The organism is Bradyrhizobium sp. (genome assembly GCF_052389815.1).
Classification (GTDB): Bacteria; Pseudomonadota; Alphaproteobacteria; order Rhizobiales; family Xanthobacteraceae; genus Bradyrhizobium.
The window spans coordinates 38,040-56,441 of the sequence record NZ_JBQTHN010000017.1 but is presented as its reverse complement, the minus strand read 5'-3'; the positions used below and the strand labels follow the sequence as shown (position 1 = coordinate 56,441).

Below are 18,402 nucleotides of genomic sequence, written 5' to 3'. Positions count from 1 at the left end.
TCGAAACAGTCCGAGCGCGCGGGCACCCTACGGCACAGAAACCACAGCGGTTGCCTCCAGCTCGATCTTGGCCGGCGTATCCAGCAGATCCGCAACGAAGATCATGCTCATCGCCGGATAATGATCTCCCATCAGCGATTTCCAGATGCGGCCAAGTTCGCGCCGGCTCGCGAGATAGGCGGGCTTGTCGATGCAGAAAGCGGTCATTCGGCAGATGTCGCTTGGCCTGCCTCCGGCTTCCGCAAGAACGGCGACAATGTTTTCCAGTGCCTGCCTGAATTGCGGAACGAGGTCCTCGCTTTCGAACTTCTGCTCGGCATTCCATCCCACCTGCCCGGCAACGAAGACGATGCGTCCCGCCGCTACGCTGACGCCGTTGGCGTAACCGATCGGCGCCAGCCAGCCGGGCGGCTGGAGAACCATCCTCGACATTGCAGAGCCCTCATGATCGAGCCGAAGCTTCCGCGGTACGCCGCGCACAACGAACCGGCCGGAGGGTGCCGCGCACCGCGGTGCGATCGTCCGACGCGATCCGGCGCAGTTCGACGATGTCCTTGACGTTGACCTGCGAGGCGTTGATCGTGACCCCCACCCCCCTCAGCTTGGCGAAGGCGCGCGACAGCGATTCCGGCGTGAGGCCGAGCCGGCCGGCTATCAGGATCTTGTCGTATGGCAACGCGAGCGCGCAGCGCCCTTGCTCCGCCAGCGACAGCGACGCCAGGAATTCCGCGACCCGCTGCACGCCGCTCTGGGCCTTGAGCTGCTCGACCTGCTGCACCAGATAATGCATGCGCTGCGAAGCCGACGCGATCATCGCCAACGCGATATCCGGACTTTGCCGAATGCATCGGACGAGATGATCAGCCGGAATGCGCGCGACACGCGCCACGCTGACTGATTCCGCGGACGCGATGTATCGGCCGCCGCAGAATGCGGCTGCTTCGGCAAAACTGTCGCCCTTCCTCATCATGTCGATGACGGTTTCGCCGCCCGATTGGGTGCTGCGTGAAATCTTCATCCAACCATCGATCACGATGAAGAATGCCGTGGCGGGATCCTCCTGCCTCATGATCATTTCGTGCGGCCGCAACATGGCCGCGGTCGCCGGCGCGATGATGTGCTGAACGGTCTCAGGCTTCAGCCCTCTGAACACCGCAACGCGGTTGATGACTTGCAGATCGCCAGCCGTCAGCTTCGAAGGCATTGCCATGTCTCCAACCCTCTTCAGCATTGGGGAGACTCATTGGCCGCTCTTCGTTGATCCGGATCAAATTGCGGGAACGATCTTTGTGCTGCAATGCACAGTTCGCTCATCGCTTCTGCATCCTATTTGCATCAACGCTGGATTTCGGCGTTCAACGCGTAGCGCATTGGCCGACTGCCCCGGGAACGTTGCCTGTCGGGAGTCAGGACTCCGATGTGCTTCTTCGGCGAGACGAGCCGGTCTTCCCGGCCTGGCCGTTGTCCGCGGAGGGGCGGTCGACCAGCTTTCGCATCGTCGCAACGGTTATCGATCCCAGCGTTGCGCGCGCGACATCGTCGATCTCGCCGAGGATATCGCTCAGGGTCTGCTCTTCGCGCGTGGCGTTGCCGGCAGCTGCGCCCTGCTCAACGGCATTCAGGTCTTCGAATAGCTGCGCCACGTCCAGGAGGGTTGTTCGCCGCGCGCTGCCGACAAACTGATATCCACCGCCGGCGCCACGGACCGAGCGGACTAGTCCTGCACGGCCCATCACGTGCATGACCTTCGCCAGGTGATGACTGGAGACACCGTACTTCTCGCCGATGTCGGCGACCGAAAGCTGTCGGCCCTCGCGCGCCGTCAGTTCCAGCACCGCGAAGATGGCAAGCCGCGTCGAAACCTGCAATCTCATGGCCGCACCGCCGGCGTGTGAGCCCGTGAGAAACTCCGGTTGTGCGCCAGCGGATTCACTCGAGATCCTTCTCGAGCTGGGTGTAGGGCCCGGCGATCATGCCTTCACTGCGGAAAAAGAGCAGAGGCAGATGACCGTCCCTTGCCACCATCGTCCGCATCTTGGTGACGCCCGCCTTCTTGAACTCACCGGCGATCGCCTCGAGCAGGGCGCTGCCGATTCCGTGCTGGCGCATCTTCGGCTCGACCGACAAGGCAAATACCCAGCCGCAAGGGGAGGAGCCGAATTCCCAGGCGCGGATTTCGCCGATAATGAAGCCAAGAAGGCCGGAGCCTGACCGGTCCGCGCCGCTCTCGGCGACCAGGAAGAACCGCTCGTCGCTTCGCTGCTTGCCGTATCGGCTGAAAATATCGTTCCAGTACTCGGCTTTGGCTATTCTGGTCACGCGGTTATCCAGCGCGATCACATCCGCAACGTCGGCAGCTTTGACGCGACGGACCCGGACAGCCGGGCTGGCCCTCGTGGCTTCCTGCATTTTCACGCTTCGCGGTTCTCCTGACCCTAAATTCATAGCGCATAATCAAGTATTGTGGTACTGATTTATCGATAAAAGCCGTTAGTGAGGTGTCGGCATGACCTGCGCTCGACCAGAGGAGCAATCCCGGACGTGGCGAGCAGACGACGTCGTCCACATTGATGTCCGTGGCCTTGAACCGCCGGAACCGATGATCGCAATTCTGCGGGCGATCGACGGCGGTGAGGCTGATACCGTTCTGGTCGCCCACCTCGATCGCGAGCCGATCTTCCTCTACCCGGAGCTCGATGACAGGGGATGGAGCCACGAGCTCATGGCGTCCTCCTGCGGCAGTCCGGATTGCGAGGACAGCGTCACGCTCCGCATGGAGCGGTGGGGCGCATGAATATCGCGGCAGGCTTTCTCGGTGGCGCCAAGAGCCGTTTGTTGCCGCGCTCGATCCCCTTCCGCTTTTTTGCCGCCGCTGCCGCGTTCCATGTCATGATGTGGATGGAGCTGATTATCGGAGCGAGCGAAGCGGTGGGTTTCCGGGGCGGTCTTGGGCCTGCGCTCGCCTCCGTGCATCTGTTGACGCTTGGGGTGCTGACGACCGCCGCAATTGGCGCTTCGGTCCAGCTTCTGCCTGTTGCAACGCGGCGCACGCTGCACGCGGTCTGGCCAATCAAACTGATCTTCTGGCTGACCGTGCCGGGATTCACGGTGCTGATTGTCGGCATGCATGCGGCGCAGACGAATCTGCTGATTCCGGCCTCCGCAGCCACCGCGGTCGGCCTGCTGCTGTTCTGCGCCCTGCTCGCAGACAACCTGCGCCGCGCGGGCAGTCTTGCCGTAGTCGGCGCCTATGGCTGGGCGGCGCTGGTGATGCTGGTTCTGGTGATCGCATTAGGGGTTGTCCTGTCGTTCAACGAGGAAGCGGCCTTCCTGCCGGATCATGGCGCGGTCGCGCTTGCTCACATGATCCTCGGCGGCTTCGGGTTCATGGGGTTGCTCGCTCTTGGCTTCAGCCACGTCTTGATACCGATGTTCGCGTTGGCGTCCGCGCCGCCGAAACAGCCGAGTTACGCCGGCTTTGCGGCGGCCTCGACCGCGGTCATTCTCGGCGCGCTGGGTGCGCTTGCCGGCAGCCGAAGTCTTCTGACCCTCGCCCTGCTCGGCGGTCTCGCCGCAGCCGGTACGCATCTCTGGCTGATGCAGCGCGTGCTCAGCACCGGGATGCGCAAGCGGCTCGGACTCTCATTCATCCTCGTACGGGCAGCCTGGATCATGCTGCCGGTTACGCTGTTTGCCGGCCTTGCCGCGATGTACGGCTATGCAGGCCGCGGTGGAGGCACCCTGTTCGGCTTCCTGCTGCTGTTCGGATGGCTGCTCACCTTTCTGCTCGCGATCCTTCAGCGCATCATGCCCTTCCTCGCTTCGATGTTCGCACCGCCGCAGGCCAGTGGCGGCACTGCCATCGTTTCCGAGCTTGCCAATGCGCGATCGCTGAAGGTCCATGCGGTCTGCCATGGCCTGGCGTTGACGTTGCTATTGGCCGCAATTCTGCTCGGCGACGCCACGCTGGCGCGCGTGGGCGGCGCGGTTGGGTTGATCGGCGCAGTCGCCTTCGCCTGGTTCACAGCCGACGTCATTCGGAGGATCGTGCCAGCGAGCTAGCCAAATTCGACAAAGGCCGACATCGGGCGCCGGGCCGGGTGGCAAACCGTCAGCTCGCTTTGTCAAACGACAGCGATCAGCCCAGGGATCGATCAAAACACAGCTGTTGCGAGGGACGAAAGCCGCATCGATCGAGATAGCCGAGCAACACCCTGTCGTTCCAGTCGACCTCAGTTCGCAGGTTCTCAACCCGCAGCGTGCCCAAATTCATCAGCAATTGCGAGATCAGGGCTTGCCCGACGCCCCTGTGCTGGTAGTCGGGATGAACACCGATGGTGTCCAGCACCGCCGTGGTATCGACACGACCGAATTCGCCGAGGTCCACGCGAGCCATGATGAAACCGACCGCCACGCCGTCAAGCTCGGCGACGAGAGACACGCGCACGTCGGATTCACTCAACGCATCCTGGAGCTTGCGTTCGAAATACTTGACCCGTTTGCGACCGGTGATCCGGGAGTCGATCTCTACCAGGGCAACCAGGTCGCCTGCGGCCATCGAACGAACCGGTATCCGGTCGCGCGCAAGCGGTCCAAAGTCCGGTGCGGCCTCGGCGTAGCTGACCTCGAATGCCTCGTCCACATGATGAGGGATGAAGATGGCTTCGGTGCTTTGGGCCATGTGCTCCTTCCAATCCTGTTTCAATCGCCAACGGCAGTTTCGGGGAGCGGCGTCAGGGCCGACCGTTCGAGCACCAGGCGCGGCGCCAGGTTGAAGCCGCAGGCATCGAAGAAGCGCAGCAGGGCATGGTTGGTCCAGCCGGCCTGCGATTGCACTGACTGCACGCCCGCCTCGCGCAACTCGCCGGCGAGGCCGTCCATCAGGGCATGGCCGAGGCCCTGCTCCCGGCTGCTGACCATGACCCCGACGGCGTCGAGCGTGGCGATGGCCCGGTCGCGGCCATATTCACCGCGCAGTATGCGGGCGAAGGCAAAGCCGGCCAATACGCCGTTTCGGTCGACGCCAACCTGTACGTAATCCTCCGGATGCTTTCTGGCCTGAGCCAGCCGTTTCTCGAAGAACGCGCGGCGCGGTTCACCGAAGTGATGCGAATCGATGGCGATCACCTGCTCGAGATCGGCCGGACGCAGCCGCCGTACTCCAGTTTCGATTTTCAAGGCGGCGTTACCCATGCGAAAGCTCCCTCGGTGCAAAGCCCTTCACGCAAATGTCTCATGCATTCTCGACGTATTCCTGATAGAGCCGCGCCTCGGTTTCGGCATCCATGCTCTCCTCGATCACCGGGAGCAGCGCCATTTCCTCTTTCTGGACGTGGGCAAGCATGCGGTCGCTGAGATCCTGGGCCAGATGCTTGAATTCTTCCCACTCGGCCGGCGCGAACCCGTTGGCCGCCGCAGTGCGCGCGATCTCCGCAACGCGTGTGCCGATCGGGCGAATGGCGGCGTGCTCGCCGGTCAGGTGCTCGCCGATGCCGGCATCGCCGGCGGCCTCCAGATAGGTGAAGATGTGATCCTCCTCGAACGCGAAGTGGCGTTCGATCTCCGCCTCCATGCCGGCCGAAAGGTCGGACAATAGCCGCGCGACATTGCCGTTGGCCATGTCGGGAGGCCCGCCGCGCCGTCCCCGCGCCAGCATCTGCTCCAGCCGCTCCATCAGGGCGACCGTCGCGCCGTGCTCATCATGCAGGGCCTGGCTGATTCGGTTGGAGTAGCTCATCGGGTATCCCTCAAGACGATGCGGTCCGGCCGGGACCGGCCGACCGTCAGCCATGCAGCTGCTCGTACTTGACGAGCAGATCGTCCTTCGATTCCTCCCAGTCCGGATTGGGCAGGATGCAATCCGCCGGACAAACCAGCTTGCATTGCGGCTCGTCCTCGGCGCCGACGCATTCCGTGCACTTCATGGGATCGATCACGTAGATCGGATCGCCGGCAGAAATCGCCTGGTTCGGGCACACCGGCTCGCAGGCGTCGCAAGCCGTGCAGGCCTCGTTGATCATCAGTGCCATTGCGTCATCTCCCTACGCTGTCATGCGGCCCTGGAAACGCGGCTGCCTGCCGCGAGCTTTTCATGGCGGAACGCACCCCAGAGTGCGGCCCCGATCGCGCCCGCATAGATCGACTCCGGATGGCTGCGGACCGCAATCGACATGTCCTTGATGTGCGAGATATCCTCCTCGAGCGCCGCAATCAGGCCGCTATCGAGCGCAAGCCCGCCGGTGACCATGACCACGCCATCGCGCGCGCCGATCGATTTCAGGAGTTTCGACAGCCGCGCTGCCATCGACAGATGGATGCCTTTCAGGATGTCCGGCGTCGAGATACCGCGCGAGACCATGTTGATGACGTCGGTCTCCGCCAGCACCGCGCAGATGCTGCTGACGACCTCGGGATTCTTGCCCTGGCAGGAGAGCGATCCGATCTCCTCCTGCGCGATGCCGAGATAGCGCGCGATGTTTTCCAGGAACTGTCCGGAGCCTGACGCACACTGGCTGGTCATCTTGTAGCTCAAGACCTTGCCACGCTGGTCGATCAGGATCGCGCGGCCATGCAGGGCGCCGATGTCGAGCGCCGCCCGCGACTCGGGATCGAGATGGATAGCGCCGCGGGCGTGGGTGGTCATCGAGTAGAAATGGCCGGTGTGAAACGGCACGCTTTCGCCCTCGCCCGTGGTCGCGACATAGTCGACGTCGTCGGGGCGCATCTTCGCGTCTTCGAGCACGGCGTCATAGACGACGCGCGCCAGCTCCAGCGGATCGCGCTGCCGGATGCGCATCAGATGGCGCGAGAGCCAGACTTCCTCGCCGTTCTCGACCTTGAACAGCGCCGCCTTGATCGTGCTGGTGCCGATATCGATGCCCGCTGCGACCGTCATTGCTCGCTCCCGTCCGCCTGTCCCAGATGCGCCCGGCGCGCGAACTCGGCGGCGCCGAGTGCGCCGGTATAGATCGAGTCCGGATTGATATTGATGACCACGTCTCCGTAGTTCTCCTTGATCACCTTGCGCAGTTCGCGCACGGCGGCCTCGTTCTTGGCGACGCCGCCAGTGAAGGTGAACTCATTGGTGATGCCGCCCGAGCGCGAGATGATCGAGATCGCGCGCAGGATGATGGCGCGGTGCAGGCCGGCCAGGATGTCCTCGCGCTTCTCGCCGAGCGAAAGCCGGTCGCGCAGCTCGGCGCCGGCGAACACGGTGCAGGTCGAGTTGATGCGCGCCGGCTTGTCCGACTGCATCGCCAGCGGACCGAGCTCATGCAGACCCATGTTCATCTCGTCGGCGATATAGCCGAGATAGCGGCCGCAACCCGCGGCGCAGCGATCGTTCATCTGGAAGTTTTCGACGATGCCGGCGGTATCGATCTGGATACCCTTGGTGTCCTGGCCGCCGATATCGAGCACGGTGCGCGTTTGCGGATACATCAAATGGGCACCGAGGCCGTGGCAGAGGATTTCCGAGCGGATGTGCTCCTTGGAGAACGGCAGCGTAACCCGGCCGTAGCCGGTGCCGACCAGGTAAGTTTCCTCCAGCTCCACGGCGAGCGCCCTCTCGATCATCTTCTGGATGTCGTCGGCTGCCGATTTGACCGACGGCTCCGATTTCAGCACGCGCCCGAGGGCGCGGCGGAATTTCTCGCTCAGCTCACCTGCCGGCGGCCTGTTCTCCACCTCGATAATCGATTTGTCATAGACGTTGAGCAGGAGGTCATAGGGCAGCCCCGCCTCGCGCGCGACCTCCTCGGCATGGCTGTGGTAACGCGATCCCGCGATGTCCCGGAAGAAATCCGACTTGCGCTTGGCACCCGGCGCGTAGAGTTCCGGCGCTTCCTGGCGAAGCCGCTTGAACACCTCGCCAAGCGAGCTCTTCACGCCGGACCCGACCTTGGCAAAACGCTCGCCCTGGACCTGTCCGACACAGGTCTGCTCGAGATCGTCGAGCTGCTCCAGAAACTGCTCGAGACGGAAGGCCCGCTCCAGCGCTCCGAGGAACGTGTCGAGCTCGATCAGGCCGTTGGCGTCGGTCAGCGCCCGGCGAAAAAGAGTGAACTGGGCGTCGACGCGGGCCTCCTGGCTCGCCACGCGCGCGGCCGTTGCGTAGTTGGAGCGCGAGTTCGTGATGCCATGGCCGATGGCATTGCGGTCTTCATCGAGCAGGACCGCCTTGGTCGTTGTCGAGCCGAGATCGATACCGACGAATGTCTTCATGCGTTCCTCCTCAAGCCGCCGCGTTGGCGCCCGAGCGCTTCTGATCGATCATCTGGAAGTAGCTCTCGAGGCGGTTCTTGATGTTGGCCGCCGAGAAGTAGCGCGGATCCACCAGGTCCGATTCGACAAAGGCCGCAGGCTTGCCGGTACGCTTCTCCACTTCCCGCATCATCAGCAGCTGCCCGGCCGAAAAGCTGTTGCAGCTCTTGATCGAGTTGATCAGAAGCCCGTCCGCCTCGTACTCGTTGATGTAGTTCACCAGCATGTCGATCCGCATCGGCAGGCTGCGGTTGGTGTACACGCCGAGGCAATATTCGGCGAGCGTCTCCAGCGGATTATTGGGATCGTGGCGGAAGCCGAAGTCGTAGACGCCGCCGACCTTGGTGTAGCTGGAGGCGACGACAACGGCACCTTCGTCGTAGAACATCTTCCAGAATTGCCGGAAGCTCGTGTAGTTGGGCGGCCCTTCCACCACCAGGCGATACTTTTCCTTACCCATGTCGCCGTCGGGCGTGACGGGGCCCTGCCCCTTGGCCAGGCGATCCTCGACTTCCTCGCGCAGGAAGCGGTAGTAGTCGATCGCGTCCTGGGTGCCGCGGAAGGCGCCGAAGATCGGCCCGATGTAGTAGATGCCGCCGAAATAGGCGTCGATCGGCGACGGCTTGGCCTTGGCGCTCTGCAGCACGCGCACGAGATCGTCCTCGGCCTTGCTGGATCTCTTCAGGTTCTCGCGCAGCCGGTCGATGTCGAATTTCACGCCGGAAACGCGTTCCAGCGTCGGGATCACCTCCTCGCGCAGCTGCTTGACCATGTAGTCGATCATGCCCTTGGTGATCTTGCCGTCGCCCATGTAGGGCGTGTGCAGCATGATGGTCTCGCACTTGTATTGCTCGCGCAGCAGCTCGAACCACTTCATGAAGGTGAAGCAGCCGGTGTAGGAGAGCAGCAGCACGTCGGGATTGGGAAACTTCTTGCCATTGGGCGCGATGTTGCCCTTGGCCATCATGCCGATATCGGACTTCACATAGGTGCAGACGTCCTCGGAGTGGCCGATCTTCTCCGCCTCCAGCACGTAGCTGCCGCTGACGCGGCGCAAGCCGCTCTGGATGGCGTTGACCTCGGGCAGGTTGTTGACGAGGTCGAAGCACATCACCAGCTCGTTGAGATTGCCGGGGACGAAGGTGGCTGCCACCTTGGCGCCCGTCTCGGGCGCGCTGGTCAGGCGGTCGTAATGCGCCGCCATCATCTCCTTCTGCTTCAGCATGGAGGCATCCTTGATGACCTCCTTTGCCGGCGCTCTTGCAGCCGCCTTCACTGCCGGCTTCACTTCCGCCTTGGGCGTCGCGCTCCTGGCCGTCGTCATGCTGCGCTCCATAGTTTGATCGAATCGGCGAAGGTGCCAGCCTGCTCGCGGATCGGCTGCATCTGCCCTGAATTCTCCGCGTATTTGAACGCGATGTAGGGGATGCCCGCTTCCTTCAGCACGTGCTGCAGCATCGGCCGCTCCAGCAGGGCCGGATCGCAGAAACTCGGGGCGGCGAAGATCACGCCCTCCGCGCCGGTGCGTTTCACCGCACGGACGAGGTGCTGCCCCTTCTCCTTCTGGTTCGGCTCGTACTTGGCCGCGGTCGACTCGGAATGATGCAGGAAGGCGTTCGAAAGATTGCGCAGCGGATCGCCTTCGACCGCGACGTCACCGGTCAGCCAGCGCGTGACCAACAGCAGATCGTCGTCCACCACGTAGCAGCCGGACAGTTCCAGCGACTTGATGAGGTTGAGCGGCGGCTGCTCGCAGAACATGCCGGTGAGCACGACGCGGCAGTTGTCGCGCACCGGCCGCTCTTCCGCGCGCACGGCGGCAAGGTAGTCGCGCAGCAGATCGCTGTGCTCCTCGACCGGCACCAGGAGACCGGCGCGCACCATCAGATAGACCTCGGCGGCGGGCGCCTGCCAGGGCCGTTCCGCGCGAAGGCCGTAGAGCTCGCGAATCAGCCTGCGGTTCTCGTTATAGACCGCGATCGAGGCGCGCAGCTCATCGTCGGTGATCGGCTTGCCGCGGAGTTCGCCGAGGTCGTGGCGCAGCTCGGCGAGTTCGTTGACGTAGAAATTTCCGCCGATATCGTCGCGATAGTTCTGCGGCACGTCGAAGTAGCGCGAATAGACCTTCGGGAACATCAGCTTCCACATGCCCGACAGATTTCGGATAACGTCGCAGATCGACGGGAACAGCATGCCGTCGACGAAATCCAGCCGGCCCGACACGCCGAGCTCGATGGTCGAGCGCGGAATGCGACAGATGTAGCTCTGGTAATAGGCGTCGCCATGGATCACCTCGAGCTGGTCGCCGCCGCCGACAATGCCGAGCGGCAGCATGCCGGCGGCATGAATGATCTCGCGCGGCACGTAGATCGGCATGTAGCCGACCACCTTGCGGCTATCGTCGGCCGCCTTCCACTCACGGGCAGCCGTAAAGGAGAGATCCTCAAACAGCGCGCTGGCGCGTGCGACGATATCGGCCGTAGCCGAGGGGTTCAGCGATGTAGCCATTGCGGCGGCCTCTTTGCGATGAATGCCTCGAGGCCAGCCACGGCATCGTGGGTGGCCATCAGTTCCTCGAGATAGAGCCGTTCGACGGCGCGGATCTTGTCCTTGACGCGGGCGACGTAATCGAGCCGCGCGGCTTTGACGGCGTAGCGCAGGGAGCTTGCGCTCTTTGGCCTCAGGTGCTCCTCGAAATAGGCAAGCGCGGCGTGCTCGGGATCGGCGGCCGCGTCACACGCGATGCCCATGGCCGCCGCTTCGGTGCCGGTGACGCTGCGGCCGGAAACCAGGAGATCCAGCGCGCGCTGCGGACCGATCAGCTCGGGCAGCAGGCAGCTCGCCGCCGGCGCGAACACGCCGAGCTTCATCTCGGGCTGGCCCAGCGTCGCATCGGGAGCTACGAACAGCAGATGCCCAGCCAGGGCGACTTCCAGCCCGCCGCCGAGACACTGGCCGCGCACGGCGACCAGCAGCGGCACCGGGAATTCGATCATGCGCGCGACGAGGCCGTGCAGCCCCGCGAGCATCGCCGCGCAATGCTCCGGCATATGCTCCTCGACGCTGGCGCCGAAGCTGAAATGCGGTCCTTCGGCATCGAGCAGGACCGCGCCGAGCCGGTCATTGCCGCTGTGCCGCGCCAGCGCCGCATCGAGCGCCGCGATCATCGCGGCGTCGATCAGGTTGGCCTTGGGTCGGTTGAGCCGCAGCCGCAGCAGCCGGCCATCGGCCTCGAACCATGTCTTGAGCGGCCCGGTCACCTCTATGCCCTCGCGCGCGGCTGAATGCTTTCGGTGAGCTCGTCGGTCCACGGCGCGTTCGCCGCCAGCGCCCGGCGCAGCGCGACGAAGTCGATCTCCCTGCCGGTTTCGCGGGTGCCCTCGTTGAAGGCGCGGAAGCCGGCGCGCGCTTCGGTCATCATGTTCAGCGCCAGCCAGTCGCGCGCGTTCTCCTTGTTGCTGTTCCAGGCGTTGAGCTTCGGCTTGCGCAACTCCTCGACCGTCTTGGTCGTGCATTCCGGGAACGTGTAGAGCAGCTTGGTGCAGAGCGCCTCGACCCGCTCATCGAGCAGGCTGAGGTCGATGGTGCCGCGCTTCAGCAGCGCCTGCCCTTCGGCCGCCGCTGAACCGGACTTGAACTCGCCGTGGACGATGCGGCCATACTCGTCGAGGAATTGATCGGTGACGACCGTCGGATTGGCGACGAATTCTCCGTCGATCTTCAGAGCAGGAACGATCTCGCTGACGATGCCGAGACGATAGGCCTTGTGTGCCGAGAACGGCTCGCAGAGGAGGCCCGACACCATCGCCTGCTCGCAGCCGATCATATAGGGCAGGAAATCGGTCGCCCCGCCGATCGGCGCCGAGCCGTGCTTCGGTCCGGCCTGGCCGAAACGGGCGAGATCCTGCGCGATCGAGAAGTCGCAGGCCATGCCGATCTCCTGGCCGCCGCCGATACGCATGCCGTTGACCCGGCAGACCACCGGCTTGTCGCAGCCGAGGATGGCCGAGACCATGTCGTTGAACAGCCGCATGTAGCCGCGGTACTCCTGCGGATTGCCGGCGTAATACTCGGCATATTCCTTGGTGTTGCCGCCGGTGCAGAACGCCTTGTCGCCGGCGCCGGTGAAGACTACCGCCACGACGTCGCGCGCCGCGCTCGCGGCGCGAAACGCCAGGATCGTCGCCTTCACCATGTCAGTCGTGTAGGAGTTGAACTGGCCCTGATTGTCGAGCGTGATCCACGCGTTGAACAGTCCGGGCACCGGCTTGCCGTCGATGCCCTTCACCGGGCGCTTCTCGTAGTGCACGTTCCTGGAAACGGTTTCGCGCACTGCATCGGCGACGAGATCGTGATCCTTGGCTTCGCCATTCTGCGCGGCAATGACACGGGCGACGGTTGCGGTCATGGAATGATCCTCACAGTTGGGGAACGAGTACGGCGCGGCGCTTCAGGGCGCCCGTATGCGCCGCCTCAAACACCTGATTGATCTCTCCGAGCGGATGCTTTTCGACGAACTGGCCGACCTTGATGCGTCCGTCCATGACCAGCTCGAGGGCGGCCGGATAGAGATCGGGCGGGCAACCCCAGTTGCCGATCGCGCGCGCGTGGAATGCCATCAGGTTCGACAGCCGGATTTCCACCTTGTCCATGGTGAAACCGACGACGGCGAGGGTCGCACCGTGGTTGATCAGGCTGAATGCGGTTTCCTGGCCGGCGCGCGTGCCGGAACATTCGAAGATGATCCACTCGGTCTGCGGCAGGCCGTGCCGCTTCGCGTAGTCCTGGATCGTCGCCTTGATGTCGCGCGGCGTCATCTGCCTCGCGTTCAGCGTCAGCGCGATGCCGGGGCCGGCAATGGCGGCGAGCTTGTCCTCGTTGACATCAAGCGCGATGACGACCCCGCCGAGCGCGGCGGCGATCTGGGCGGCGTAGCCGCCGACGCCGCCGACGCCGTTGACGACGACGAGATCGCCCTTCTTGACCCCCGCCTGCACGACTGCCTGATAAGGCGTGGTCACGGCGTCGGCGATCACGGAGAGGTCGGCAAGCTCGATTCCGACCGCCGCGAGGCGCCGTTCATCGACGACGCAGAGACCGTGCGCCGGCACCGTGATATGAGTGGCGAAGCCGCCATGAATATCGTTGCCCGGCATCTTCTGGTTCGGGCAGATCGTCGCCTTGCCGCGCCGGCAGGCGTCGCATTTGCCGCACGGGATCACCGCAGGAACGATCACCGCCCTGTCGACGTAGAAGAGCGCGTCGGCGCCCGCCTCGATGACGCGGCCGCTGATCTCGTGGCCGAGCGCCAGAGGCAGCTGGTGCTTGGTGCGCACGCCGTCGTAGTAGTAGCCGAGATCGGTATGGCAGACGCCGCAGCCGGCGATTTCGACCACGACTTCGTCGGCAGCGGGAGCCGCGAGTTCGAATTCGGCCGGGACCAGGGGCTTGCCCGTGCCCGTCATCACCCAGCGTACTGGCTTGGCGCTCATCCCGATGTCCTCCGCTTCTTGGGGGCTTGCGTCCGTCGCTCGAAACGCGCCGCCTTTGTCCGCATTCTCCGATCAACAACCGCGGCGGCGCCTTGACTGAAGGCAAGGCGGAGCAAAAAAACGTATTCTAGTACTTAAATACATATTGGGCCGGGAAAGAGCCCAGACCAGGAGGCAATCGCCATGGCAGCTTCGCCAAGCATCTCGGTCGCGATCGTCGGCAGTGGCGGCGCCGGCGCCCTTACCACGGTGAATTTGCTGCTCGAAGTCGCCAGTTCCGCGGGTTGGCACGGACTATTCACGCGTACCCTCGGCCCGCAGATTCGCGGCGGCGAGGCGGCGGGCCTGCTGCGGCTGGCCGTGCATCCCGTCGATTGTCTGCCGGATCAGTTCGATCTGATCATCGGCATCGACTGGCTGAACGCGCACCGTTTCGGCGCCGAGATCAAGGCAGGTCCGCAGACACTGGTGATCAGCGATCCCCGCGGCGGCGAGCCGCCGCCGATGGTGACGCAGTCCGGAGCCCGCGTCGTGGAAGTCGAGATGAAGGAAATCGCCAAGTCCATTTCGGGCGGGCGACCCAACATGATCGCGCTCGGCATCGCCAGCCGACTGCTGGGCTTTACGGTCGAACAGGTGTTCGTCCTGGTCGAAAAGCAGCTTGGCGGCAAGGGCGCTGCGGCCATTGAGGCCAGCCGTGCCGGAATCAAGGCCGGTTATGCCGCCGCCGCCGGCATCAAGTTCGATGCGCAGCTCGCCGCGCCCGTTCCCAGCAAAGCGCGCCGATGGCTGCTTTCGGGCAACGAAGCTACGGCGCTCGGAGCCATCCGGGGCGGCATTCGTTTCGCCGCCGCATATCCGATTACCCCGGCAACCGAAATCCTCGAATGGCTATCGCCGAGCCTTGCCAAAGTAGGCGGGATCCTGCTGCAGGCCGAGGACGAACTCGCTGCGATCAACATGATCATCGGCTCATCCTACGGCGGCACGCCGGCATTGACGGCGACCTCGGGTCCCGGCCTCTCGCTGATGATCGAAGCCATTGGCCTGGCAACCGCCTCCGAAATCCCGATCGTGGTCGTTGACGTGATGCGAGGCGGTCCATCGACGGGTATTCCCACGAAATCCGAGCAAACCGATCTGAATATCGCCATTTACGGCCTGCACGGCGATGCGCCCCATCTCGTGCTGGCGCCCCAGTCGGTCGCCGATTGTCTCTTCACTACTCAATGGGCGACCTATCTCGCCGAAACGCTGCAGGCGCCGGCTATCGTCCTCTCCGATCAGTTCATGGGACAGGCACGGGCAGCCATCGAGCGCCCTGCCGACGTGGCGTTCATCGGCGCACGCGCGACCGCGGCCGGGATAACCGGCGCCTACAAGCGTTATGCGCTGGCCCCCGGCGGCGTTTCGGCGATGGCACTTCCGGGGATGCCGGGCGGCCAGTATACGGCAGACGGGCTGACCCATACCGAGCGCGGCATCCCGACCAGCGGGGCCAATGACCATCTGGCCCAGCTCGACAAGCGGCGCGACAAGCTCGATCGCTTCAATTTCGGCGACCACTGGGCGAGCGTTGAAGGAAGCGGCGACCTCGCGATCATCACATGGGGCTCGCTCACCGGCGCTGCGCGAGAAGCGGTCGGACGCGCTGCCGCAGACGGAACAGGCGTCCGCGTGATCGCGCCGCGCCTGCTGGCGCCGGTGCAGCCGGAGCGGCTCGCCGCGGCCCTCGACGGGGTCAAACGGGTCCTGATCGTCGAGCAGACGCATAGCGGCCAGTTCCTGCGCTACCTGCGCGCCCATTACGACCTGCCGGCCCAGGTCCGCGCATTCCACCGGCCGGGGCCGCTGCCGATCACCGCCGGCGAAATTCATCGCGCCATCATGGACTGGAGATGACGATGTCGGGGCTTACCACACGCCTTGCCTGCAAGCCGGCGGACTACAAATCGGATCTGAAGCCGATCTGGTGCCCCGGCTGCGGCGACTACCACGTGCTGATGTCGTTCACGCGCGCTTTTGCGCAGTTGCGGCTGCCGCCGGAAAACATCGCGGTCGTTTCCGGCATCGGCTGCTCGTCGCGAATCCCCGCCTACACGAACTGCTACGGCTTCCACGGCGTGCACGGTCGCTCGCTGGCTCTGGCTGCCGGGTTGAAAGTCACGCGGCCCGATCTCACCGTCGTCGTCGCAAGCGGCGACGGCGACGGATATTCGATCGGCGGCAACCATTTCCTGCATGCCTGCCGCAGGAACATCGACATGACCTATGTGGTGATGGACAACCGCATCTACGGCATGACCAAGGGCCAGCCCTCGCCGACCACCGAGCCGGAATTCGACACGGCGCTGACGCCGGGCGGCACCGGCGTTGCGCCGTTTCACCCGCTCGTCGTCGCACTTGCCTCGGGCGCGAATTTCATCGCGCGCTGCTTCTCGGGCCAACCGAACGAGACCGCCGACGTTCTGGCGGAAGCCATCAGGCACCCCGGATTTTCCTTCGTCGAGGTTCTCAGCCCCTGCGTGACCTTTCGTCCGGACGAAAAGGAGTGGAAGGACCTGGTGCGCCCGGCGTCCGTGCCGGAGACCAGCGATCAGGGCAAGGCGGCGCGCCGCCTCATGACCGACGACGGCTTCAATCTTGGGATTCTCTACCGTGGCAACCGCAGGCCGTTCCAGCCCGCTGTCGGCGCGAGTGAAGTCGACCTGGCGGAGCTGGAGAAGGATTTCGAGCTATGAGCAAGCCGGCCGGTCCAAATATCTCCAACCTGCACGATCTCCTGGCCGTGGCCTGGCAGATCGAGAGCGATGCGGTCGAGCGCTACAACCTGCTGGCCGATCAGATGGAAACCCACAATAGCCCGGAACTGGTGAGGATCTTCCGCGATCTCGCGCGGGCCGAGGGCATCCATGGCGATGAGATTCGCCGTCTCGCCGGCAGCTTCGATGTCGTCAATCATGCCCGCCAGATGGCGCAATTCGGACGCTTGGAGAGCCCCGAGGAGGCCGAGCTCGATGCTGCGCATTATCTGATGACGCCCTGGCACGCCTTACAGCTTTCGCTCGCCGGTGAAAACCGCGCGCTGGCCTACTTCGCTGGGATCGTGGAGACGGCAACCGATTCCAAGGTCAAGGCGCTGGCGGAGGAGCTGGTCGAGGAGGAAGCCGAGCACGTCAATCTGGTGAACCGGCTGTTGCGTCGCTATCCGCGTCCCGCCGACTCCTGGGCGGACGACCCGGATCCGCCCGCTTCGCCGGAGTGAGCGCCGGCGCTCAGCTTGAGGCCTTCCGCAGGTCCTTGACCCTTACTGCCTTGCCCTGCGAGCGCGGCACCTCGCCTTGCCGCTTCACGGCAATATCGCAGGTCACGCCGATCATCGACTTGATATGATGCCGCACCTCGGCCGCCTTGCGTTCGCGCGCTTCGTCGCCGTCCGGCGCTCCCGGCGCGAGCTCTACTTCCACCGTCATGGCATCGAGCGCGCCGGCGCGCCTCAGCACGATCTGATAATGCGGCGAGAGCCCGGGGAAACCCACGAGCACGGCCTCTAGCTGCGAGGGGTAGACGTTGACTCCACGGATGATCAGCATGTCGTCATCGCGTCCGGTCACCCGCATGATGCGCAGATGGGTGCGGCCGCAGGCGCAAGGAGCGTCGTCGAGCCGCGTGATGTCGCGCGTCCGGTAGCGGATCATCGGCAGTGCTTCCTTGGTGAGTGTCGTGATGACGAGCTCGCCGACCTCGCCGAATCGTCTCGGCGCCAGCGTCTCGGGATCGATGACTTCGAACAGGAAGTGATCCTCCCATCCATGCAGCCCCGACTGGGCAACATGGCACTCGCAGGCGACGCCCGGCCCCATGATCTCCGACAGCCCGTAGATGTCCACCGCCTTGATGCCGAGCCGCTCCTGCAGATCACAGCGCAGGGCTTCGCTCCATGGCTCCGCGCCGAACACGCCGCAGCGCAGCGGCGATCGCCGCAGATCGACGCCGACTGCTTCCGCCACCTCGGCGATGTTGAGCGCATAAGACGGTGTCGCGCACAGAACGTTCGCTCCGAAATCATTGAGCAGTGCTACCTGGCGCTCGGTGCCCCCGCCGGACATCGGAACCACCGTGCAGCCGAGCCGCTCCGCGCCGTAATGCGCGCCGAGCCCCCCGGTGAACAGGCCATAACCATAGGCGTTGTGAACGAGGTCGCCGGGCGCGGCACCCGCGCAGGCGAGCGAGCGCGCCATCAGGCCGGCCCAGCGGTCAAGGTCGACGCTGGTATAGCCGACTACGGTCGGCCGGCCGGTGGTTCCGGATGAGGCGTGCAGCCGCGCCAGTTGCTGGCGCGGCAGCGCAAACATTCCAAAGGGATAATTGTCGCGCAGATCCGTTTTCAGGGTGAAGGGAAAGCGGACGATGTCGGCGAGAGAGGTGAGACTTTCGGGCTCCACCCCAGCCGCGTCGAAGGCGCGCCGGTAGTGCGGCACATTGGCATAGGCATGTTCCAGCGTGCGCTTCAGCCGCTCGAGCTGAAGCCCGGCCAACGCAGTGCGCGACATCGTCTCGGCGGCAGGATCGAACATGAAGACCTCCGCATCGCGCATTGCGCTGTGTCTGTTCATGACGTGATCTCCCTTTGGTTCGGGGGGCCGCT

General features: G+C 64.4%; 21 protein-coding genes. 5 read left to right on the top strand and 16 right to left on the bottom strand.

Features of this window, described 5'->3' with window-relative positions; genetic code table 11:
* Positions 1 to 27 precede the first annotated feature (27 nt).
* The 4 genes from ACT4OC_RS04940 to ACT4OC_RS04925 all read right to left on the bottom strand — a co-directional run bounded on the left by ACT4OC_RS04940 (position 28) and on the right by ACT4OC_RS04925 (position 2,409).
* Complete coding sequence (locus ACT4OC_RS04940) at positions 28 to 432, bottom strand: RidA family protein (protein ID WP_444837851.1); 405 nt, start codon at positions 430 to 432, stop codon at positions 28 to 30.
* A 10-nt stretch (positions 433 to 442) separates the two neighbouring features.
* On the bottom strand, positions 443 to 1,204 hold the full coding sequence (locus tag ACT4OC_RS04935) for a Crp/Fnr family transcriptional regulator (protein ID WP_444837850.1): 762 nt from the start codon (positions 1,202 to 1,204) through the stop codon (positions 443 to 445).
* A 202-nt stretch (positions 1,205 to 1,406) separates the two neighbouring features.
* Positions 1,407 to 1,868 (bottom strand): Rrf2 family transcriptional regulator, encoded by a 462-nt coding sequence (locus ACT4OC_RS04930; RefSeq protein ID WP_444837849.1) that lies wholly within the window; start codon positions 1,866 to 1,868, stop codon positions 1,407 to 1,409.
* Positions 1,869 to 1,929: 61 nt separating this feature from the next.
* A complete protein-coding gene (locus ACT4OC_RS04925) occupies positions 1,930 to 2,409 on the bottom strand; it encodes a GNAT family N-acetyltransferase (RefSeq protein WP_444837862.1) in 480 nt (159 codons plus the stop codon).
* 97 nt (positions 2,410 to 2,506) lie between these two features.
* Here ACT4OC_RS04925 and ACT4OC_RS04920 point away from each other — a divergent pair, with 97 nt between their 5' ends.
* The gene (locus tag ACT4OC_RS04920; protein ID WP_444837848.1) at positions 2,507 to 2,794 is read left to right on the top strand and encodes a DUF2249 domain-containing protein; all 288 of its coding nucleotides are present in this window, start codon (positions 2,507 to 2,509) and stop codon (positions 2,792 to 2,794) included.
* On the top strand, positions 2,791 to 4,062 hold the full coding sequence (locus tag ACT4OC_RS04915; RefSeq protein ID WP_444837847.1) for a hypothetical protein: 1,272 nt from the start codon (positions 2,791 to 2,793) through the stop codon (positions 4,060 to 4,062). The genes ACT4OC_RS04920 and ACT4OC_RS04915 overlap by 4 nt, the downstream gene beginning before the upstream one ends.
* Before the next feature lie 76 nt (positions 4,063 to 4,138).
* On the opposite strand, the gene ACT4OC_RS04910 is transcribed toward ACT4OC_RS04915, so the two are convergent.
* Genes ACT4OC_RS04910 through had form a run of 11 tightly spaced genes read right to left on the bottom strand, consistent with a single transcriptional unit; the run spans position 4,139 to position 13,754 of the window.
* Positions 4,139 to 4,681, bottom strand: coding sequence for a GNAT family N-acetyltransferase (locus tag ACT4OC_RS04910; RefSeq protein WP_444837846.1), 543 nt, complete (start codon positions 4,679 to 4,681; stop codon positions 4,139 to 4,141).
* A gap of 20 nt (positions 4,682 to 4,701) precedes the next feature.
* Complete coding sequence (locus ACT4OC_RS04905; protein ID WP_444837845.1) at positions 4,702 to 5,193, bottom strand: GNAT family N-acetyltransferase; 492 nt, start codon at positions 5,191 to 5,193, stop codon at positions 4,702 to 4,704.
* Between the two features lie 40 nt (positions 5,194 to 5,233).
* Positions 5,234 to 5,737 carry a hemerythrin domain-containing protein gene (locus ACT4OC_RS04900; RefSeq protein ID WP_444837844.1) on the bottom strand — a complete coding sequence of 168 codons (504 nt, stop codon included), beginning with the start codon at positions 5,735 to 5,737 and terminating at the stop codon, positions 5,234 to 5,236.
* 46 nt (positions 5,738 to 5,783) lie between these two features.
* Positions 5,784 to 6,029 carry a YfhL family 4Fe-4S dicluster ferredoxin gene (locus ACT4OC_RS04895; RefSeq protein WP_444837843.1) on the bottom strand — a complete coding sequence of 82 codons (246 nt, stop codon included), beginning with the start codon at positions 6,027 to 6,029 and terminating at the stop codon, positions 5,784 to 5,786.
* 20 nt (positions 6,030 to 6,049) lie between these two features.
* Positions 6,050 to 6,895: a benzoyl-CoA reductase subunit D gene (bcrD, locus tag ACT4OC_RS04890; RefSeq protein ID WP_444837842.1), complete on the bottom strand. Its 846-nt coding sequence runs from the start codon at positions 6,893 to 6,895 to the stop codon at positions 6,050 to 6,052.
* Positions 6,892 to 8,223 carry a benzoyl-CoA reductase subunit A gene (gene bcrA / locus ACT4OC_RS04885; RefSeq protein WP_444837841.1) on the bottom strand — a complete coding sequence of 444 codons (1,332 nt, stop codon included), beginning with the start codon at positions 8,221 to 8,223 and terminating at the stop codon, positions 6,892 to 6,894. Before bcrA ends, bcrD begins: the two co-directional genes overlap by 4 nt.
* A gap of 10 nt (positions 8,224 to 8,233) precedes the next feature.
* Complete coding sequence (bcrB, locus tag ACT4OC_RS04880) at positions 8,234 to 9,586, bottom strand: benzoyl-CoA reductase subunit B (RefSeq protein WP_444837840.1); 1,353 nt, start codon at positions 9,584 to 9,586, stop codon at positions 8,234 to 8,236.
* Complete coding sequence (gene bcrC / locus ACT4OC_RS04875; RefSeq protein WP_444837839.1) at positions 9,583 to 10,770, bottom strand: benzoyl-CoA reductase subunit C; 1,188 nt, start codon at positions 10,768 to 10,770, stop codon at positions 9,583 to 9,585. The genes bcrB and bcrC overlap by 4 nt, the downstream gene beginning before the upstream one ends.
* Positions 10,755 to 11,522 carry a cyclohexa-1,5-dienecarbonyl-CoA hydratase gene (locus ACT4OC_RS04870; RefSeq protein WP_444837838.1) on the bottom strand — a complete coding sequence of 256 codons (768 nt, stop codon included), beginning with the start codon at positions 11,520 to 11,522 and terminating at the stop codon, positions 10,755 to 10,757. Before ACT4OC_RS04870 ends, bcrC begins: the two co-directional genes overlap by 16 nt.
* 2 nt (positions 11,523 to 11,524) lie before the next feature.
* On the bottom strand, positions 11,525 to 12,670 hold the full coding sequence (gene oah, locus ACT4OC_RS04865; protein WP_444837837.1) for a 6-oxocyclohex-1-ene-1-carbonyl-CoA hydratase: 1,146 nt from the start codon (positions 12,668 to 12,670) through the stop codon (positions 11,525 to 11,527).
* Positions 12,671 to 12,680: 10 nt separating this feature from the next.
* Complete coding sequence (had, locus tag ACT4OC_RS04860) at positions 12,681 to 13,754, bottom strand: 6-hydroxycyclohex-1-ene-1-carbonyl-CoA dehydrogenase (protein WP_444837836.1); 1,074 nt, start codon at positions 13,752 to 13,754, stop codon at positions 12,681 to 12,683.
* A gap of 183 nt (positions 13,755 to 13,937) precedes the next feature.
* On the opposite strand from had, the gene ACT4OC_RS04855 reads away from it, so the two are divergent.
* Genes ACT4OC_RS04855 through ACT4OC_RS04845 form a run of 3 tightly spaced genes read left to right on the top strand, consistent with a single transcriptional unit; the run spans position 13,938 to position 17,019 of the window.
* Positions 13,938 to 15,656, top strand: coding sequence for a 2-oxoacid:acceptor oxidoreductase subunit alpha (locus ACT4OC_RS04855; protein WP_444837835.1), 1,719 nt, complete (start codon positions 13,938 to 13,940; stop codon positions 15,654 to 15,656).
* Positions 15,657 to 15,658: 2 nt separating this feature from the next.
* Positions 15,659 to 16,495, top strand: a complete 837-nt coding sequence (locus tag ACT4OC_RS04850; protein ID WP_444837834.1) for a 2-oxoacid:ferredoxin oxidoreductase subunit beta — start codon at positions 15,659 to 15,661, stop codon at positions 16,493 to 16,495.
* Positions 16,492 to 17,019, top strand: a complete 528-nt coding sequence (locus ACT4OC_RS04845) for a ferritin family protein (RefSeq protein ID WP_444837833.1) — start codon at positions 16,492 to 16,494, stop codon at positions 17,017 to 17,019. The genes ACT4OC_RS04850 and ACT4OC_RS04845 overlap by 4 nt, the downstream gene beginning before the upstream one ends.
* Positions 17,020 to 17,029: 10 nt before the next feature.
* On the opposite strand, the gene ACT4OC_RS04840 is transcribed toward ACT4OC_RS04845, so the two are convergent.
* Positions 17,030 to 18,370, bottom strand: a complete 1,341-nt coding sequence (locus ACT4OC_RS04840) for a phenylacetate--CoA ligase (protein WP_444837832.1) — start codon at positions 18,368 to 18,370, stop codon at positions 17,030 to 17,032.
* Between the last annotated feature and the right edge of the window lie 32 nt (positions 18,371 to 18,402).

What these genes read in the sequence shown, in the direction of transcription:
- ACT4OC_RS04940 (WP_444837851.1), bottom strand. Translation starts at nt 432, where the DNA reads ATGTCGAGGATGGTTCTCCAGCCGCCCGGCTGGCTGGCGCCGATCGGT.
- ACT4OC_RS04935 (WP_444837850.1), bottom strand. Translation starts at nt 1,204, where the DNA reads ATGCCTTCGAAGCTGACGGCTGGCGATCTGCAAGTCATCAACCGCGTT.
- ACT4OC_RS04925 (WP_444837862.1), bottom strand. Translation starts at nt 2,409, where the DNA reads ATGCAGGAAGCCACGAGGGCCAGCCCGGCTGTCCGGGTCCGTCGCGTC.
- ACT4OC_RS04920 (WP_444837848.1), top strand. Translation starts at nt 2,507, where the DNA reads ATGACCTGCGCTCGACCAGAGGAGCAATCCCGGACGTGGCGAGCAGAC.
- ACT4OC_RS04915 (WP_444837847.1), top strand. Translation starts at nt 2,791, where the DNA reads ATGAATATCGCGGCAGGCTTTCTCGGTGGCGCCAAGAGCCGTTTGTTG.
- ACT4OC_RS04910 (WP_444837846.1), bottom strand. Translation starts at nt 4,681, where the DNA reads ATGGCCCAAAGCACCGAAGCCATCTTCATCCCTCATCATGTGGACGAG.
- ACT4OC_RS04905 (WP_444837845.1), bottom strand. Translation starts at nt 5,193, where the DNA reads ATGGGTAACGCCGCCTTGAAAATCGAAACTGGAGTACGGCGGCTGCGT.
- ACT4OC_RS04900 (WP_444837844.1), bottom strand. Translation starts at nt 5,737, where the DNA reads ATGAGCTACTCCAACCGAATCAGCCAGGCCCTGCATGATGAGCACGGC.
- ACT4OC_RS04895 (WP_444837843.1), bottom strand. Translation starts at nt 6,029, where the DNA reads ATGGCACTGATGATCAACGAGGCCTGCACGGCTTGCGACGCCTGCGAG.
- bcrD (WP_444837842.1), bottom strand. Translation starts at nt 6,895, where the DNA reads ATGACGGTCGCAGCGGGCATCGATATCGGCACCAGCACGATCAAGGCG.
- bcrA (WP_444837841.1), bottom strand. Translation starts at nt 8,223, where the DNA reads ATGAAGACATTCGTCGGTATCGATCTCGGCTCGACAACGACCAAGGCG.
- bcrB (WP_444837840.1), bottom strand. Translation starts at nt 9,586, where the DNA reads ATGACGACGGCCAGGAGCGCGACGCCCAAGGCGGAAGTGAAGCCGGCA.
- bcrC (WP_444837839.1), bottom strand. Translation starts at nt 10,770, where the DNA reads ATGGCTACATCGCTGAACCCCTCGGCTACGGCCGATATCGTCGCACGC.
- oah (WP_444837837.1), bottom strand. Translation starts at nt 12,670, where the DNA reads ATGACCGCAACCGTCGCCCGTGTCATTGCCGCGCAGAATGGCGAAGCC.
- had (WP_444837836.1), bottom strand. Translation starts at nt 13,754, where the DNA reads ATGAGCGCCAAGCCAGTACGCTGGGTGATGACGGGCACGGGCAAGCCC.
- ACT4OC_RS04855 (WP_444837835.1), top strand. Translation starts at nt 13,938, where the DNA reads ATGGCAGCTTCGCCAAGCATCTCGGTCGCGATCGTCGGCAGTGGCGGC.
- ACT4OC_RS04850 (WP_444837834.1), top strand. Translation starts at nt 15,659, where the DNA reads ATGTCGGGGCTTACCACACGCCTTGCCTGCAAGCCGGCGGACTACAAA.
- ACT4OC_RS04845 (WP_444837833.1), top strand. Translation starts at nt 16,492, where the DNA reads ATGAGCAAGCCGGCCGGTCCAAATATCTCCAACCTGCACGATCTCCTG.
- ACT4OC_RS04840 (WP_444837832.1), bottom strand. Translation starts at nt 18,370, where the DNA reads ATGAACAGACACAGCGCAATGCGCGATGCGGAGGTCTTCATGTTCGAT.